Genomic DNA, 14,902 nt, shown 5'->3' with positions numbered 1-14,902 from the left:
CCCCCGACATTCGTGGAGCAAAATTATGAAATCACGCGCAGCAGTCGCATTCGGACCCGGCAAGCCGCTGGAAATCGTTGAAATCGACGTCGCGCCCCCGCAGCGCGGCGAAGTGCTGGTGCAGATCACGCACACCGGCGTCTGCCACACCGACGCGTTCACGCTCAGCGGCGACGACCCCGAAGGCCTGTTCCCCGCCGTGCTGGGCCACGAAGGCGCGGGCGTGGTCGTGGAAGTGGGCGAAGGCGTGACGTCGCTGAAGCCCGGCGACCACGTCATTCCGCTCTACACGGCCGAATGCCGCGAATGCAAGTTCTGCCTGTCCGGCAAGACCAACCTGTGCCAGAAGGTGCGCGCCACCCAGGGCAAGGGCGTCATGCCCGACGGCACCTCGCGCTTCAGCTACGAAGGCAAGCCGCTGTACCACTACATGGGCTGCTCGACCTTCAGCGAATACACGGTCGTCAACGAGATCTCGCTGGCCAAGATCAACCCGGCCGCCCCGCATGAAAAGGTTTGCCTGTTGGGCTGCGGCGTGACCACCGGGCTGGGCGCCGTGCACAACACCGCGAAGGTCAAGGAAGGCGACACCGTCGCCGTGTTCGGTCTGGGCGGCATCGGCCTGGCCGTGATCCAGGGCGCGGTGCAGGCCAAGGCCGGCCGCATCATCGCCGTGGACACCAACCCGAACAAGTTCGTGCTGGCCAGCGCCATGGGCGCCACCGACTGCATCAACCCGAAGGACTACGACAAGCCCATCCAGGACGTCATCGTCGAACTCACCGACGGCGGCGTGGACTTCTCGTTTGAATGTATCGGCAATGTGCACGTGATGCGCGCCGCGCTGGAATGCTGCCACAAGGGCTGGGGCGAAAGCATCATCATCGGCGTGGCCGGCGCCGGCCAGGAAATCAGCACGCGCCCGTTCCAGCTGGTCACGGGCCGCGTGTGGCGCGGATCGGCCTTCGGCGGCGTGAAGGGCCGCACGCAACTGCCGGGCATGGTCGAAGACGCGATGAGCGGCAAGATCGACCTGGACCCGTTCGTCACGCACACGCTGCCGCTGGATCGCATCAACGAAGCCTTCGACCTGATGCATGAAGGCAAGTCGATCCGCACCGTGATCCACTTCTAAGGATCACGCGGCAACGCCGGGGCGTCAGGACGTCAGTTCAAACTGGCGGTCGGACGCCCCGCGTTCTTGGTACACCTGCTCGGTCTGCCCCACGAAATGCGCCAGAGAAAACTCGCGCAACGCGGTGTTGCGCGCTTCTTCGCCCATCTTCGCGGCGATGGCGCGATCGTTCAAGAGGGTGGACACGGTGGCCAGCACGCTGCTGACGGAACCGGGCGGCACCACCCAGCCGTTGCGCCCGTCGGTCACGTTCTCGGTCAGGCCGCCCACCTTGCTGACGATGACCGGCTTGCCCGCCGCCATCATTTCGCGGCACGCGAACGAGATCGTCTCCAGACGGGACGACAACACAAACCCCACATCCAGTGCCGCCAGGAAAGGCCGCACGTCGTCAAGCAAGCCCGTGAACACCACTTGATGCGTCATGGCCAGGTCGGCCACGCGCTGGCGCTGTTCGTCGTCGGGTTCCTTGCCGGCAATCAGGATCACGACCTGATCGCGCTGGTGCTCGGGCAGCAGCGACACGGCGGTCACCATGTCCAGCCAGTTCTTGTACACGGCGGTGCCGGCGTTGCTGCCAATCACCAGCCGGCGCTGCATGGCCTTGGGCAACAGCGCGGCGCGCGCTTGGGCGACTTCGTCAGGGGTGGCCGGTCGATACTGAAGCGTATCCACGCCGTTGTGCACCACGCGCAGGTCTTCATCGCGAAACACCGAATCTTTCATCCGGCGGAAGGTGTGGCCGCACACGCAGATGACGCGGTTGGTGCCCCACTTGGCGCGCATGCGCACACCCAGGCTGTTGGCGCTGCGATCGGTATGCTGCGTGTAGACAATGAACGGGCGCTTGGCGCCCATGCCCACCGTGGCCAGCATGCACAGGCGATGGTCGGCCGAGCCGTTCACGTGGATCACGTCGAACTGTTCGCGGCGCAGCAGCGCGCGCAGCCGCCGCAACGCGCTTAACTGCTGAAACGGGCGGCCCTTGAATTCCAGGTCAACGGAGTGCACGCCGGGCAAGGCGTGGGCCTCGGCCAGCAGGCGGCTGCCAAGCGGCGCGGCCACGGTAATCTGGGCGCGTTGGCGCAGCATGCGTGCCAGGGACATGACGTAGGTGGTGTGCCCGCCGCCATCGCCCTGGTGAAAGTTGGTGTACAGAATCTTCATCGTGATAGGCCCGAGAACCGTTGCGGGGAAGGCGGGGATTCCCCTTGTTTGAGCAAACAGCTCCAGTGGCGCTTTTCAAATATGTCCTCGCCCAGGCGGCTGTTCAAGGACAGGTTGTAGACCTGAACGCCGTGCGCGCGCAGCAGGCGGCTGGCCTGGCGGAACGCCGGTTCGATATGTCCGGCAAACTGCCGGTCCAGCGCGGTGGCCAACTGCGCGCCCGGGCTTTCGTAAAAGCGCGGGCCGGCCGTGGCGCTCAGGTCCAGGCCGTGCAGGTACAGCGTGCGCGCGCCCATCCAGGCCAGCAGTTGCAAGGCCGTGTAGGCCACCGTGCCGCCGCCGAACAGGCCGCGCGACGGGTTCAGGCTGAAGCCGTGCGCGTGCTGCGGGTGATGCGCGTCGAACAACACCAGCTCGGGGTCGCGCGCCAACCGCGCGGCAAGGGCATCGGGTTGCGCGCGCGGTTGCAGCGCACGCTGGTGCACTTCCTCGAACAACGCAATGCGGCACCGAACCGCCTTGGCGTCGAACAAGTACGAAATCCACCGGTACACCTCGGGCGTGACAAACAGCAGCAGGTCCTGCGACAAGACCTCGGCAACCAGGTCGCGCCGGCGCTTCACAAAGCCCGCGTCCAGCATCGCGTAGTAATCGAAGCGCAACGAGGGATGCGCGCGCCGCAGCGCAATCGACCCGTTCACGCCCATCACGTTGCCCAGTCGGCAACGCGCATAGTCGATGTCAGCAATGGAAGGGCCGCTAAGGATCAGGTGGGCGTCGCCGGTGATGTCTCGCGGCACGTCGGCCAGGGGCAAGGTAGCCGGGCCTTGCACGCCGAGCACGTTGCAGGACAGCAAGCGGTCGTGGTCGCGGGCATCGCGGCGTACTTTCACCAGCGGCCACAAGGTTTCGTTATGCCGATAGGCGCCGGCTCGCGTATAGCGGTAAAGATAGCGAAAGCCCTTGGTCAGCGGGCGCGACCGGAGCAAACGGGGGACGAGGGCAAATCGGGTCATGAACGGTGCCGCTGACAGCGCGGCGAAACCTTACGAGGCGCTGATTCTACGAGGGCGCCATGCCCGCCAACGCGTCCGAAACATTTGTGATGTAACAGCATGGCAGGGCATTCGATCGCGCCCTTTTTTTTGCGCGCACGCCCCGTCGTCGCCGCCGTCCCATATCGCGAAACCCGCGCCAGTGCAGCCTCCCAGGGCATCGCGCGCGCGCGTAGCCCCTGCGCACCATTAGCGTGCATGCTTACCGTGACGAACGCACTATCGGCGGCACCACGCCGCCGAGTGTGCGTTCGTACCTTCCATTACCTTTTGCGCCAAAGCGAAAGGGGAATGCAAGAAAGTGCGCGCGCGTCGTCAGCCCGCGTGGCGCACGCCGACCAGGCTCAGGATCTCGAACAGCATCTGCGCGCCCGCGTGCGCGGTGTTGGCCGTGGCGTCATAGGCGGGCGCCACTTCGACCACGTCGCCCCCGATGATGTCGATACCCGCCAGCGCCCGCAGGATGGCCTGCGCTTCGCGCACGGTCACGCCGCCCACCTCGGGCGTGCCCGTGCCCGGCGCAAACGCCGGGTCCAGGCAATCGATGTCGAACGAGACATACACCGGCGTGTCGCCCACGACCTTGCGCGCCTGCGCGACCACGGCATCCACGCCCAGGCGGGCAATGTCTTCCGCGTGAATGACCGTCATGCCGGACTCGTACGAGAATTCCCAGAGGTATTCCGCCGCGCCACGGATGCCGATCTGGATGGTGCGCGTGGGGTCCAGCACGCCGTCCAGCACGGCTTGGCGGAACGGGCCACCGTGGTGAAAGCGGCTGCCGTCGAACGGGCCGCCCGTATCGCAATGCGCATCGAAGTGGATCAGCGAGACCGGCGCGCGTCGGCCCAGCGCACGCAGGATCGGCAGGGTAATGGAATGGTCGCCCCCCACCGAAACCGGAATGACCCCCGCCGCATGGATCTGGGCGTACGCGGTTTCGATATCTTCATGTGATTGCTCCAGGTTGAAGCGGCTGCGCATCGGCACATCGCCGATATCGGCCACGCGCAGGTCGTGCGTGGGCGTGCAGCGCAAGACGTGGTGGTAGGGGCCGACGCGTTCGATGGCGCGCAGCGCGCGCGGCCCAAAACGGCAACCGCTGCGGTTGCTGGCGCCCAGGTCCATCGGCACGCCGGTCAGCGCCACTTGCAGGTCGCCGAAGTCGGGCGCTTGCCAGTCGATGGGGCGTGCCGGGGCGTCCAGCAAGGTAGGCATGCCCGCATAGGGCGCGCTGCGCGTGCCGCTGCCGTCGATGATGTTGACGGCCACTTCGCGAAAATGCGGGTCGTGGATGGTGGCTTCGTTGGCGCCGCCAAAGCGGGCGCGCAGCGCCGCAAGGCGCTCCGGGGTAAAGCGCATGATGTGCTCCTGAAATAAAAGGTTCATTTGGCGTCGGCTCGCGGCACGGGTGTATCGCCCCAAGGCGCGCCCGCCCGCCCCAGCAGGCTGATCAGCACAAAGCCGGCGGCGCTGGCCGCAAGCGCCGCGTAGACCGGTGTGTTGGCCGCCAGGCCGTCCTTGACCATGAACGCAATGGCCGCCGCGCAACCCAGCAGCATCCCCGCCATTGCGCCGGCGGTGGTGGCGCGGCGCCAGTAGATGGCACCCAGCAACGGCACCAGCATGCCGCCCACCAGCAGGTTGTACGCGCAGGTCAGGGCGCTCATGACGTCATCGACCACCAACGCCACGCCCAGCGCCGACAGCGCGGCCAGCAGCGTGATCAGCCGGTGCACGCGCACGTCGGTGAACGAGCGCCCGCCCCGCAGCGCCGGCAACAGGTCTTCGGCCAGCACGGTGGACGTGGCCAGCATGGCGGCGCTGGCCGTGGACATCATGGCCGCCAGCGCCGCGGCGATGACCAGGCCGCGTATGCCGTCCGGCAGGCCCGCCTGCACGATGGCGGCGAACGCGTGGTTGACGTCGGGCAGATCGGGCAGCAGCACCTTCGCGGTCATGCCGATCACCGCGCCCACCAGGCCGTACACGATGCAGTACAACCCGGCGGCGGTGCCCGCCACGCGCGCCACGCGTTCGTCACGGGCAGTGAAGACGCGCTGCCAGATTTCCTGGCCGATCAGGATGCCCAGGAAGTAGATGACGAAGTAGGTGATGATCGTGCCCCAGCCGATGTTCGTCAGGCTGAAACTGGCGGCGGGCAGCTGCGCCACCAGCTGGTCCCAGCCGCCCACCCGTATCAGGCAGATGGGCAGCAGCACGAACATCAGGCCCACCGTCTTGATGATGAATTGCACGATGTCGGTCAAGGTCAATGACCACATTCCGCCTAGCGTGGAATACACCGCGACCACGCCGCCGCCGACCACGACCGACACCCAGAACGGCAGGTCGAACAGCACCTGCATCACCGTGCCCATGGCGATGACGGACGTGGCTGCCAACATCAGCGCATACGCCATCATGACCAACGCGCTGACATGCTTGGCGCCCGCCGTGAAGCGCCGTTCAAGAATCTGCGTCACCGTGAAGATGCGCAGCTTCAGCAGGGGTTTGGCCAGCACCCGGTTCAGCACGATGATGCCCAGCCCCAGCGCCCCGCATAGCCAGAACCCCGAAATACCGTATTGATATCCCAGCCGCACCGTACCCACCGTGCTGGCCCCGCCCAGCACCGTTGCCGCCATGGTGCCCATGTACAAACCGGGCCCCAGGTTGCGGCCCGCCACCAGATAGTCTTCCTGGGTTTTTGCCCGCCGCATGCCGTACCAGCCCAGCAGCAGCATGCCGCCCAGGTAGAGCATGACGACTCCTATGTCCAACGCCATTTTCAAGGTCTCCTTACCGCAGGGCAGCCATATGGTTATGGGATCCGTTGCGCCTGCCCACGCACCGGATTCATCAAGCAACCCGGATCTTCGGTGAAGTGGCAAGAAAAATATCGCGGTTGCCGCGAATGTCGGACTCATCTGATATCGTTGCTCAATCCCTTTCCAGTTATTACCGCTCATGCCGCCCCTACGCCCCGATTCGCCCGCCTTGCAGGACGCCATCGCCGACGCCATCAGCACGGCCACGCGCGGCGCGGGTCGCGTCAACATCCTGATCGCGGGCAAGACCGGCGTGGGCAAGAGCACGCTGATCAACGCCGTGTTTCGCGGCGATCTGGCCAAGACGGGCGCGGGCAAGCCCGTCACGCAGACCACCCAGGAATACACCAAGCCCGGCCATCCGCTGACCATCATCGACACGCGCGGCCTGGAAGTGGGCGACTACGCGCGCTCGCGCCAGGCGCTGACGGACTTGATCCAGGAACGCTCGGCGTCCGACGATCAGGACAAGCACGTGCATGTGGCCTGGCTGTGCATCCAGGACAGCAGCCACCGCGTGGAAGACGCCGAGATCGAACTGGCCGACATGCTGGCCACCGCCGGCATCCCGGTGGTGGTGGTGCTGACCAAGGCGCGCAAGAACAGCCCCTTCGTTGCCGAGGCGCACAAGCTGCTGCCGAGCGCCAAGCAGGTAGTGGCCGTGCGCGCGCTGCCGGAATGGATCGAAGAACTGGACGCGGAACTGCCGCCGATGGGCCTGGACAAGCTGATTGAAGTCACGGCCGAACACATTCCCGAGGGGCAGCAGCGCGCCTACGCCAATGCCCTGTCCACCCGCAACAAGAAGGCCCTGGAAGTAAAAAAAAAGCGGGCTGAGATAGAAGTGAACGTGGCGGCCGGCCTGGCCGCGTCCGCCGCCGCCGCGCCCATTCCGTTTTCGGACGCGTTTGCGCTGGTGCCGATCCAGGTCGGCATGATCGCCAAGATCGGCATCACCTTCGGCATGGAGCTGGACACCACCGCCATCACCACGCTGGTCACCTCCACGCTGGGTGCGTCGGCGGCCACGCTGATCGGGCGGTCGGTGGTATCGGGCATGCTGAAATTCATTCCGGGCGCGGGCAGCGCCGTGGGCGGCACCATCGCCGCCACCACCGCGGGCGCCATCACCAAGCTGCTGGGCAATGCGTACGTGGCCGTGCTGTACGACTTCTGCTTGAAGAACCCGGGCAAGGACATCGACATCGGGATGATCGCGCAGGCGCTGCGCCAGCGGGTAAAGCTGTGACCTGCCGCGCCACCCCATGCAATGAATCGTGTTTCTACGACAACATTCGTTAGATTCACGCCTTTTCAGGCCCGCGCCTTAACTATTGCCAAGACGGCGACGTAAAGCCGTAGATCCCTCATTCCATTCGCGGGACAGCCCACGCGTACGCCGGCCAGGCCCGCCAGACGCGGGCGCTTCCCCCCGCCCCCTCATCCAATGATCATCGACAATTCCGACGTCATGTACCGGCACCTTGTGCAGGGTGTCGTCGACTACGCCATCTACATGCTGCATCCGGACGGCACAGTCGCCAACTGGAACGCCGGGGCGCAGCGCGCCAAGGGCTACACCCAAGAAGAGATCGTCGGCAAGAACTTTGCGTGCTTCTACACGGCCGCCGACCAGGCCGCCGGCTTGCCGCAACGCGGCCTGGCCACGGCGCGCGAACAGGGCCGCTTCGAAGCCGAGGGCTGGCGCGTGCGCCGCGACGGCACGCTGTTCTGGGCCAATGTGGTGATCGACGCCATCCGCGACGACCAGGGCGAGCTGATTGGCTTTGCCAAGGTCACGCGCGACGTCACCGAACGCCGTGAACGCGAACAGCAGCTGGTGAAGGCCAAAGAGCTGGCCGAACACTACAACTCGGAATTGACGTCGCTATCCAGCTTCCTGGATGCCGTGGTGTCGCACATCCCGTCGTGCGTGCTGGTGATGGACGCCGTGTCGCGCAATATCCTGCTGGCCAACCGTCAGGCGGAAGCCACGTTCGGCGTCACGCGCGCCCAGATGCTGGGCAAGACGGCGCAGCAGTGCCTGCCTGAACCCGTGTGCGAATTCCTGGACCGGCTGACGCACGACGCCTTGCGATCGGACGGCGCCCTGCGTGAAGCGGAAGAAGAGCTGACCACCGCGCGCGGCATGCGCACCTTGCGCACGCGCACGCTGGTTTTCCACAGCAACGACCCGCGCTCGCGTTACGCGCTGCTGATCTCCGATGACGTCACGGACGAGAACGCGGCGCATGCCCAGGTGCGCTACATGGCGCATCACGACACCCTGACCGGCATGCCCAACCGCCGGCTGTTCCGCGAGCAGCTTCTCAAGGCGCTGCACCACTGTGCCGACGACCGCCGCACCGCCGTGCTGTGCCTGGACCTGGACAATTTCAAAAGCGTGAACGACACGCTGGGCCATCCCTGCGGCGACGAGCTGCTGCGCCTCTTGGCCAAGCGGCTGCCGAAGGTGCTGCGCGAGCAGGACACGCTGGCCCGCCTGGGCGGTGACGAATTCGCGGTGGTGCTGCCCAACATTGGCCAGCAGGACGACGTGCGCAAGATGGCCGAACGGCTGATCGACGCGGTGCGCCAGCCCTTTGAAGTGGACGGCCATACGGTGCCGATCAGCGTCAGCATCGGTATCGCGCTGGCCGAGACGCCCGAATACACCGCCGACCACCTGCTGCGCTACGCCGACATGGCGCTGTACGAAGCCAAGCGCAACGGCCGCAACCGCATGGCGTTCTTCCAGCCCGAGATGGAGGCCGCCGCGCTCAAGCGCCATGAAATGGAAATGGACTTGCGCCAGGCCATCATGGGTCAGCAATTGCAGTTGTATTACCAGCCCATCCTGGACGTCAGCCACGTGCGCATCGTCGGGCGCGAAGCGCTGATGCGCTGGCAGCATCCGGTCAAGGGCCTGATCATGCCCGGCGACTTCATTCCCATCGCCGAAGAAACCGGCCTGATCCACGAGCTGGGCGCCTTCACCCTGCACGAGGCCTGCGCCGAAGCCATGCGCTGGGACGACCACGAAACCGTGGCCGTAAACCTGTCTGCCAGCCAGTTCACCAACAGCGCGCTGGTGTCGCTGGTGGAATCGGCGTTGACCAAGTCCGGCCTGCCGGCGCGGCGGCTGGAACTGGAGATTACCGAATCGGTGCTGCTGGCCAACTCGGCCTCCAACCTGAACACGCTCAAGCGCTTGAAGGCGCTGGGCGTGAAAGTGGCGCTGGACGACTTTGGCACGGGTTATTCGTCGCTGGGCTATCTGCGTTCGTTCGATTTCGACAAGATCAAGATCGACAAATCGTTCACCCAGGACGTCGAATCCAGTAAAGAAGCACTGGCCATCATCCGCGCCATCAACGGCATCGGGCGCAGCCTGGACATTCCGACCACTGCCGAAGGCGTGGAAACCGCCGCGCAGCTGGACCGGCTGACACAGGAAGGCTGCTCGCACTTCCAGGGTTACCTCTTGGGCCGCCCGGTGTCGCATGACGCACTGCCAGAAGAAAAGCCGTAAGCGCCCGGGTCTATACTTTTGGAATCATCGGGTGCGCTGCGACGCGCCAACTGCCCGATGCCCCGCATGCCGCGCGTCGGATGTGCCATTACGCAAGCGCCCCTGGGCGCTGCGCAAGGAGACAATCATGACCCGCAAATACATCGACTGCCGTGAGTTTCCAAGCGAGATGAATTGCTCGGTAGCCCTGGCCGCGGATTCCGACGACGAATTGCTGGAAGCCGCCGTGCAGCATGCCACCACCGTGCACAAGCACGCCGACTCGCCAGAGCTGCGCTCGCAGCTCAAGACGATGTTCCACGACGGCACGCCGCCCACTGACGCCCCGCGCGCCGCCTGATCGCGCTTTGCTGATGAATCGCCGGGGCTATGGCTGCCCCGGCGCGGCCTTCACGTCAGTGGCCGCGCGCACCACATCGAACAGATTCTTGGGATCCTGCAATCGCGGCGCCACTTCAATGCGAGCGCCGATGCCAAATCGGACGGCGCTGTCGCGCAACCAGCGCAAGGCCGAAAAGTCTTCCAGCGCAAAACCCACCGAATCGAAGATGGTCACATCTTCAGCGCTGCGGCGGCCGGCCGCCTGCCCCGTCAGCACGCGCCACAGTTCCGTCACCGGAAAATCCGCGGGCATCTGTTGCAGGTCGCCTTCAATGCGCGTCTGCGGTTCGTATTCGACAAAGACAGCGCCCCGGCGCAGCACGTCGGCATGCAGTTCGGTCTTGCCCGGGCAGTCGCCGCCCAAGGCGTTGATGTGCATGCCGGGTTCAACCATGTCGGCGGTCAGAATGGTGGCGTAGGCCTTGTCGGCGGTGACGGTGGTGACGATGTCCGCCCCCTTGACCGCCTGCGCGGTGCCGTCAAACGCGACCACGCGCAGCGTCGGGGCGACGGCGGCCAGGTTGGCTTGCAGCTTGCGCGTCGCGTCGGCGTCCACGTCGTACACATGCAACACGTCGATACCCAGCACATAGTGAAATGCCAGGGCCTGGAATTCCGCCTGCGCCCCGTTGCCAATCAACGCCATCGAGCGCGAATCGGGCCGGGCCAACGCGCGTGCCGCCAGCGCCGACGTGACGGCGGTGCGCAGGGCGGTGGTCAGGGTCAGTTCGCTGATCAGCAGCGGTTCGCCCGTACTGACTTGCGCCAGGGCGCCAAAGGCCATCACGGTGGACAGGCCGGTTTGCGGGTTGTCGGGGTGGCCGTTCACGAACTTGAAGCTGTACAGCTCGCTGTCGGCGGCGGGCATCAGTTCGATGACGCCGGCAGGGGAATGACTGGCGACACGCGCGCACTTGTCGAATTCTTGCCATCGCAGAAAATCGGCCAGCACATAGTCCAGCAGATCGGTGAAAACCTTGCGCGGGCCGTATCGGGCCACGATGGTGGCAACGTCCGACGTCGTGAGCAATGTCGTCATTTTTTTCTCCCCAAGTTATGGAAAGGAAATTCTGGCCGATGCCCAAATCAATTCATAGTGACAACTTTCCACACGAAACGCTAAGATTCTGGCAATTCGACAGCCAACATTAGCACTTTGCACAATGGACACGCTAGACCAACGCTTGCTGGGCCTGCTGCGCGCGAACGCCCGCCTGTCCATCGCCACGCTGGCCAAGAAGCTGGACGTATCGCGCGGCACCATCGACAACCGCATCCGCAAGCTTGAAGAGCGCGGCATCATCGTCGGTTATACCGTGCGCCTGCGCCCCGAGTCAGAAACGGACGACATCGTGGCGTGGATCAGCATCGCCGTGGAAGGCCACGAAACCCGCAAGATCGTGAACCTGCTGATGGGCGAACCCGCGGTGGCGGGCCTGCACGACACCAACGGCCGCTGGGACCTGCTGGCGGAACTGCGGGTTCCCACCATCGATCAGTTGTCCGAAGTGCTGGACCGGCTGCGCACCCTCAAGGGCATCTCGGCCACCGAGACCAGCATCCACCTGAAGACATTCAAAGCCATCTGAACGGACTGGGGCCGAGGCGCGCAGGGACGAATGCCCCGGCCCGCCTCGGCCCCCTGCACGCAATGCGCGTGATCCACGTCATCCGCGTCATGCGCATCCTGCACTTCGTGCGCCTCAGTCCAGCAGATCCATCAAGGCGATGTCCTCCACGTCATGCTGGCGCGCCGCCTGGGCCAGTTGCACCGAGAACGGTGCCCCCGCCAAGCGTTCCGGCGCGGCCAGCGACGCACCCGGCTTGGCATCCGGCGTCGTCTGCGGACGCAACACCGGATCGGCCGGCGCGCGCTGTTCGCGCATCGTGCCAGACAGGAAATCCAGCGTGATGACACGGCCCACCCCGGCTCCGGGCCCAGACCTGGGAGTCAGGCGCAGGCTCAGCGTTTCCATGCCGGCCGGTCGGTTGATCAGCAAGAGGCCACGTCCATCCGCTTGCACCCAGCCCGGCAATGCCGCGCCGTTGGCCAGCGTGATGCGCATGTCCGCCTTGCCGTCGCCGCCGTTGACGATGAAGAGCAGCTGATCGCCACGCCCCACCAGGTCCAGCTGCAAGCCTGCTCCCAGCGGCAGCGTCGACAAGACCGCCTGCCCGTCTCCCAGCCCGCCGCCCAGGCCGGAGCCCAGCAGCTGATGCAAGCCACTCCGGGCGCCGATGTCGTCGATGCCATTCAGCGAGTCGATATCGTTGACCGCTTGCAGCACCGCCCCCACCCCCGTGAAGCTTCCCAGGTGGTCCAGGCTGTTGACGCCATTGACGGCCAGCAGCACTGCTCCACCCGATTGCTGCAAGTCCGGCGTGCCGTCCAGCGAGCCCAGCCCGTTTACCGCCCGGATCAACACCGAGTTCACCTCGCTGGCCACCATGCCGCCATTGCCGCCGATGGCCGACTCGCTTGCTCCCGCCCCCTCTACGAAGCGCAAGTCGTCCTGCTCGGTGAACAACGATGCCGAGTTGCGCAGCGTGAACGTCGACTCCGTGAACCCGCCGTTGCCGTCGCTGACGCGGTAGCGCACCACCAGTTCGCCCGTAAAGCCGCTTGACGGCGTGAACACATAGCACCGCCTTGCTGACGTGTCCGGATGGTCACCACGCGATTATTCGCGTGTCGGGATGCACGGATTTTTTCTTTACGTATTGACGTTACTTTTTTTTCTTCGCACCCATGACAATCTCTCATCGGTTTATGCGGCCGTGCTTGCCGTACTTTCTACTGCTGATCCTGGCGGGGATTGTGCTTGGCGTGGCGGTGGGCGCATTCAGTACCGCGGCAGATGCGCGCGATCTGGACGCGACGGCGCAACCGGCAGGCGGCGTGCTGGTGCCCGCGCTGGCCGGCGCTTTCGGCGGCGTATTGCTCAGCCTGCTGCTGTATCGCTGGTACAGCGGCGCGCCGGGCGTGCGCCACCGCATTAAGCGCGCCATGCGACGCGGCCATATCCACATGGTGTACCAACCGCTGGCGAACATGTCGTCGGGCCACACGGTGGGGGTCGAGGCGCTGGCGCGTTGGCCCCATGAAACGCTGGGCGCGATTGCACCCGAGACATTTTTTGCGTGGGCGGAAGCGACGGGTCTGGGCCGCCAGCTGACTCGGTATGTGGTGCGCGCCACGTTGGCCGATCTGCGCATCGCGCTGCGCGAGCCAGGTGATTTCTATTGCAGCATCAACGTGACGCCGCGCGATATCGAAGACATTTCGTTTGCGCGGTTCATGCTTGAAACGACACGCGAATTCGGTATCTCGCCCGAGCGCATCGTGCTTGAGATCACGGAGTCGCTTGCCTTCGTGGTGGACGACCCGCGCACCTTGATTGCGCAGTATCTGCAAGCGGGGTTTCGTGTGGTCATTGACGACTTCGGCACCGGCTACGCCAACCTGAGCAATCTGCTGACGTGGGGCGTCAGCGGTTTGAAGCTGGATCGCACCCTGATCCGTTGGGTCAGCGCCAACGACTGGGCCGCGACCGTGCTGGAGTCGGTGTTCGAGATGACGCGCCGCATGAACATCTACGTGATTGTGGAAGGCATCGAAAGTCCCGAGCAAGCTCGCTATGTCCTGGCACGCGCGCCGGCGGCAACCGGACAGGGCTGGCTGTATGGCCGCCCGTGCCGCGCCGAGCTGCTGCCCGTGCTGGTCTCGCGCCCGGCATCGCCGCCCGCGTCGGCCAGTGCACCGGTTACGCCCGGCTTTTGCCCGGCGGCGCTGGCCGACGAGTCGTCGCGCGCCATCAGCCGCCGCCCAGCTCCACCGGCAGGTGTTCGCGCATGATTTCAATGAACCGACGCAAACGCGCCGGCTGAAAGCGCGACGGCGCGTACACCAGGAATACCGGCAGCGGATCGGCGCGCCAATCAGGCGCCAGATGCACCAGCCTGCCGGTGGCAAGGTCTTCCTGCATTGCCCAGGCCGAGCCCAGCGCCACCCCCAGGCCCAACAGCGCGGACTTGCGCAGCGCGTACAGGCCATCGGTGGACAGACGCGGCTGGATGCCGAAGCGTTCAGTTGCCCCCGTGGCGCAATGCGTCAGGCTGACCTCGGTGCGATAGAACGTGCGCAGCGCCAGCCAGGGCAGGCGCGCCAGGTCGTCGGGATGTTGCGGGATGGGCTCGCCTTGCAGCAGGTCAGGCGACGCGATGACGATGCGTGGCACTTCACCCAGCTTGATGGCGATCACGGATGGATCGGTCACCGCGCCGACGCGAATCGCACAGTCCACGTTCTCGGCGATCAGGTCCGGCATGCGGTCGTGCAGCAGCCATTCCACGCGCATGTTCGGATACTGCCGCAGATAGCTGGCCAGCGGATCGACGAACTGGTCCTGGCCGAACGCGTGCGGCGCCACCACGCGCAGCGTACCGATGGGCTCGTCGCCCGCGCCGCGCACCTCGCTTTCAAACGATTGCCAGGTAGCGATCAATTCCTTGGCGCGTTCATAGCAACGCTGGCCGTCTTCAGTCAGCCGGATCGCGTGGGTGGAACGTTGCAGCAGGCGCACCCCCATGGTGCGTTCAAGCAATTGCAGGCGGCGGCTGACGGTGGGCTGCGTGCCGCCCAGCTGCGCAGCGGCGGCCGACAGGCTGCCGGCCTCGACGATGCGCACAAAGGTCTCGATCAGCAGCAGGCGGTCGGTGGCGGCGGCGGTGGCGGCCGCGGAGGGCGGGGCAGAGGTGGTCATACGCCAATCGTATAACCGATGTACCCGCAAGTCGGCTA

13 protein-coding genes are annotated in these 14,902 nt (G+C 65.4%); 6 read left to right on the top strand and 7 right to left on the bottom strand.

Annotated elements, in window-relative coordinates:
• The first annotated feature begins 25 nt into the window (after positions 1 to 25).
• Positions 26 to 1,135, top strand: a complete 1,110-nt coding sequence (locus DVB37_RS01335) for an S-(hydroxymethyl)glutathione dehydrogenase/class III alcohol dehydrogenase (RefSeq protein ID WP_104144862.1) — start codon at positions 26 to 28, stop codon at positions 1,133 to 1,135.
• 24 nt (positions 1,136 to 1,159) lie between these two features.
• Here DVB37_RS01335 and DVB37_RS01330 read toward each other — a convergent pair whose 3' ends face one another.
• The 4 genes from DVB37_RS01330 to DVB37_RS01315 all read right to left on the bottom strand — a co-directional run bounded on the left by DVB37_RS01330 (position 1,160) and on the right by DVB37_RS01315 (position 6,146).
• Positions 1,160 to 2,302, bottom strand: a complete 1,143-nt coding sequence (locus tag DVB37_RS01330; protein ID WP_046805568.1) for a glycosyltransferase — start codon at positions 2,300 to 2,302, stop codon at positions 1,160 to 1,162.
• Positions 2,299 to 3,318 carry a hypothetical protein gene (locus DVB37_RS01325; protein ID WP_120153523.1) on the bottom strand — a complete coding sequence of 340 codons (1,020 nt, stop codon included), beginning with the start codon at positions 3,316 to 3,318 and terminating at the stop codon, positions 2,299 to 2,301. The genes DVB37_RS01330 and DVB37_RS01325 overlap by 4 nt, the downstream gene beginning before the upstream one ends.
• Before the next feature lie 354 nt (positions 3,319 to 3,672).
• The gene (gene speB / locus DVB37_RS01320) at positions 3,673 to 4,719 is read right to left on the bottom strand and encodes an agmatinase (protein ID WP_371683098.1); all 1,047 of its coding nucleotides are present in this window, start codon (positions 4,717 to 4,719) and stop codon (positions 3,673 to 3,675) included.
• 23 nt (positions 4,720 to 4,742) lie between these two features.
• Entirely contained in the window at positions 4,743 to 6,146 is a 1,404-nt protein-coding gene (locus DVB37_RS01315) for a sodium:solute symporter (RefSeq protein WP_120153521.1), read from the bottom strand.
• 181 nt (positions 6,147 to 6,327) lie between these two features.
• Here DVB37_RS01315 and DVB37_RS01310 point away from each other — a divergent pair, with 181 nt between their 5' ends.
• The 3 genes from DVB37_RS01310 (at position 6,328) to DVB37_RS01300 (ending at position 10,060) form a co-directional block, all read left to right on the top strand.
• Entirely contained in the window at positions 6,328 to 7,437 is a 1,110-nt protein-coding gene (locus tag DVB37_RS01310; protein WP_120153519.1) for a YcjF family protein, read from the top strand.
• A 198-nt stretch (positions 7,438 to 7,635) separates the two neighbouring features.
• A complete protein-coding gene (locus tag DVB37_RS01305; protein ID WP_120153516.1) occupies positions 7,636 to 9,720 on the top strand; it encodes a bifunctional diguanylate cyclase/phosphodiesterase in 2,085 nt (694 codons plus the stop codon).
• A gap of 127 nt (positions 9,721 to 9,847) precedes the next feature.
• Positions 9,848 to 10,060 carry a DUF1059 domain-containing protein gene (locus DVB37_RS01300; protein WP_046805564.1) on the top strand — a complete coding sequence of 71 codons (213 nt, stop codon included), beginning with the start codon at positions 9,848 to 9,850 and terminating at the stop codon, positions 10,058 to 10,060.
• Between the two features lie 27 nt (positions 10,061 to 10,087).
• Here DVB37_RS01300 and DVB37_RS01295 read toward each other — a convergent pair whose 3' ends face one another.
• Complete coding sequence (locus DVB37_RS01295; protein WP_120153514.1) at positions 10,088 to 11,140, bottom strand: ornithine cyclodeaminase; 1,053 nt, start codon at positions 11,138 to 11,140, stop codon at positions 10,088 to 10,090.
• A 124-nt stretch (positions 11,141 to 11,264) separates the two neighbouring features.
• Between DVB37_RS01295 and DVB37_RS01290 the strand changes: the two genes are divergently transcribed.
• Positions 11,265 to 11,690 (top strand): Lrp/AsnC family transcriptional regulator, encoded by a 426-nt coding sequence (locus tag DVB37_RS01290; RefSeq protein WP_120153512.1) that lies wholly within the window; start codon positions 11,265 to 11,267, stop codon positions 11,688 to 11,690.
• Positions 11,691 to 11,804: 114 nt separating this feature from the next.
• On the opposite strand, the gene DVB37_RS01285 is transcribed toward DVB37_RS01290, so the two are convergent.
• Positions 11,805 to 12,740: a hypothetical protein gene (locus DVB37_RS01285; protein ID WP_120153510.1), complete on the bottom strand. Its 936-nt coding sequence runs from the start codon at positions 12,738 to 12,740 to the stop codon at positions 11,805 to 11,807.
• A gap of 143 nt (positions 12,741 to 12,883) precedes the next feature.
• Here DVB37_RS01285 and DVB37_RS01280 point away from each other — a divergent pair, with 143 nt between their 5' ends.
• Positions 12,884 to 13,957 (top strand): EAL domain-containing protein, encoded by a 1,074-nt coding sequence (locus tag DVB37_RS01280; RefSeq protein ID WP_162941138.1) that lies wholly within the window; start codon positions 12,884 to 12,886, stop codon positions 13,955 to 13,957.
• Here DVB37_RS01280 and DVB37_RS01275 read toward each other — a convergent pair.
• Positions 13,917 to 14,864 carry a LysR family transcriptional regulator gene (locus tag DVB37_RS01275; protein ID WP_046805336.1) on the bottom strand — a complete coding sequence of 316 codons (948 nt, stop codon included), beginning with the start codon at positions 14,862 to 14,864 and terminating at the stop codon, positions 13,917 to 13,919. The two genes, DVB37_RS01280 and DVB37_RS01275, sit on opposite strands and share 41 nt — an antisense overlap.
• Between the last annotated feature and the right edge of the window lie 38 nt (positions 14,865 to 14,902).

The organism is Achromobacter sp. B7, assembly GCF_003600685.1.
GTDB classification, from domain to species: Bacteria; Pseudomonadota; Gammaproteobacteria; order Burkholderiales; family Burkholderiaceae_B; genus Achromobacter; species Achromobacter spanius_B.
Note: the sequence above shows the minus strand (reverse complement) of the source record. Positions and strands in the feature narration are given on the sequence as shown.

Excerpts from the sequence above, each read along its gene's own strand:
- DVB37_RS01275 (WP_046805336.1), bottom strand. The coding sequence starts at position 14,864 with ATGACCACCTCTGCCCCGCCCTCCGCGGCCGCCACCGCCGCCGCCACC.
- speB (WP_371683098.1), bottom strand. The coding sequence starts at position 4,719 with ATGCGCTTTACCCCGGAGCGCCTTGCGGCGCTGCGCGCCCGCTTTGGC.
- DVB37_RS01300 (WP_046805564.1), top strand. The coding sequence starts at position 9,848 with ATGACCCGCAAATACATCGACTGCCGTGAGTTTCCAAGCGAGATGAAT.
- DVB37_RS01330 (WP_046805568.1), bottom strand. The coding sequence starts at position 2,302 with ATGAAGATTCTGTACACCAACTTTCACCAGGGCGATGGCGGCGGGCAC.
- DVB37_RS01290 (WP_120153512.1), top strand. The coding sequence starts at position 11,265 with ATGGACACGCTAGACCAACGCTTGCTGGGCCTGCTGCGCGCGAACGCC.
- DVB37_RS01315 (WP_120153521.1), bottom strand. The coding sequence starts at position 6,146 with ATGGCGTTGGACATAGGAGTCGTCATGCTCTACCTGGGCGGCATGCTG.
- DVB37_RS01305 (WP_120153516.1), top strand. The coding sequence starts at position 7,636 with ATGATCATCGACAATTCCGACGTCATGTACCGGCACCTTGTGCAGGGT.
- DVB37_RS01310 (WP_120153519.1), top strand. The coding sequence starts at position 6,328 with ATGCCGCCCCTACGCCCCGATTCGCCCGCCTTGCAGGACGCCATCGCC.
- DVB37_RS01335 (WP_104144862.1), top strand. The coding sequence starts at position 26 with ATGAAATCACGCGCAGCAGTCGCATTCGGACCCGGCAAGCCGCTGGAA.
- DVB37_RS01325 (WP_120153523.1), bottom strand. The coding sequence starts at position 3,318 with ATGACCCGATTTGCCCTCGTCCCCCGTTTGCTCCGGTCGCGCCCGCTG.
- DVB37_RS01295 (WP_120153514.1), bottom strand. The coding sequence starts at position 11,140 with ATGACGACATTGCTCACGACGTCGGACGTTGCCACCATCGTGGCCCGA.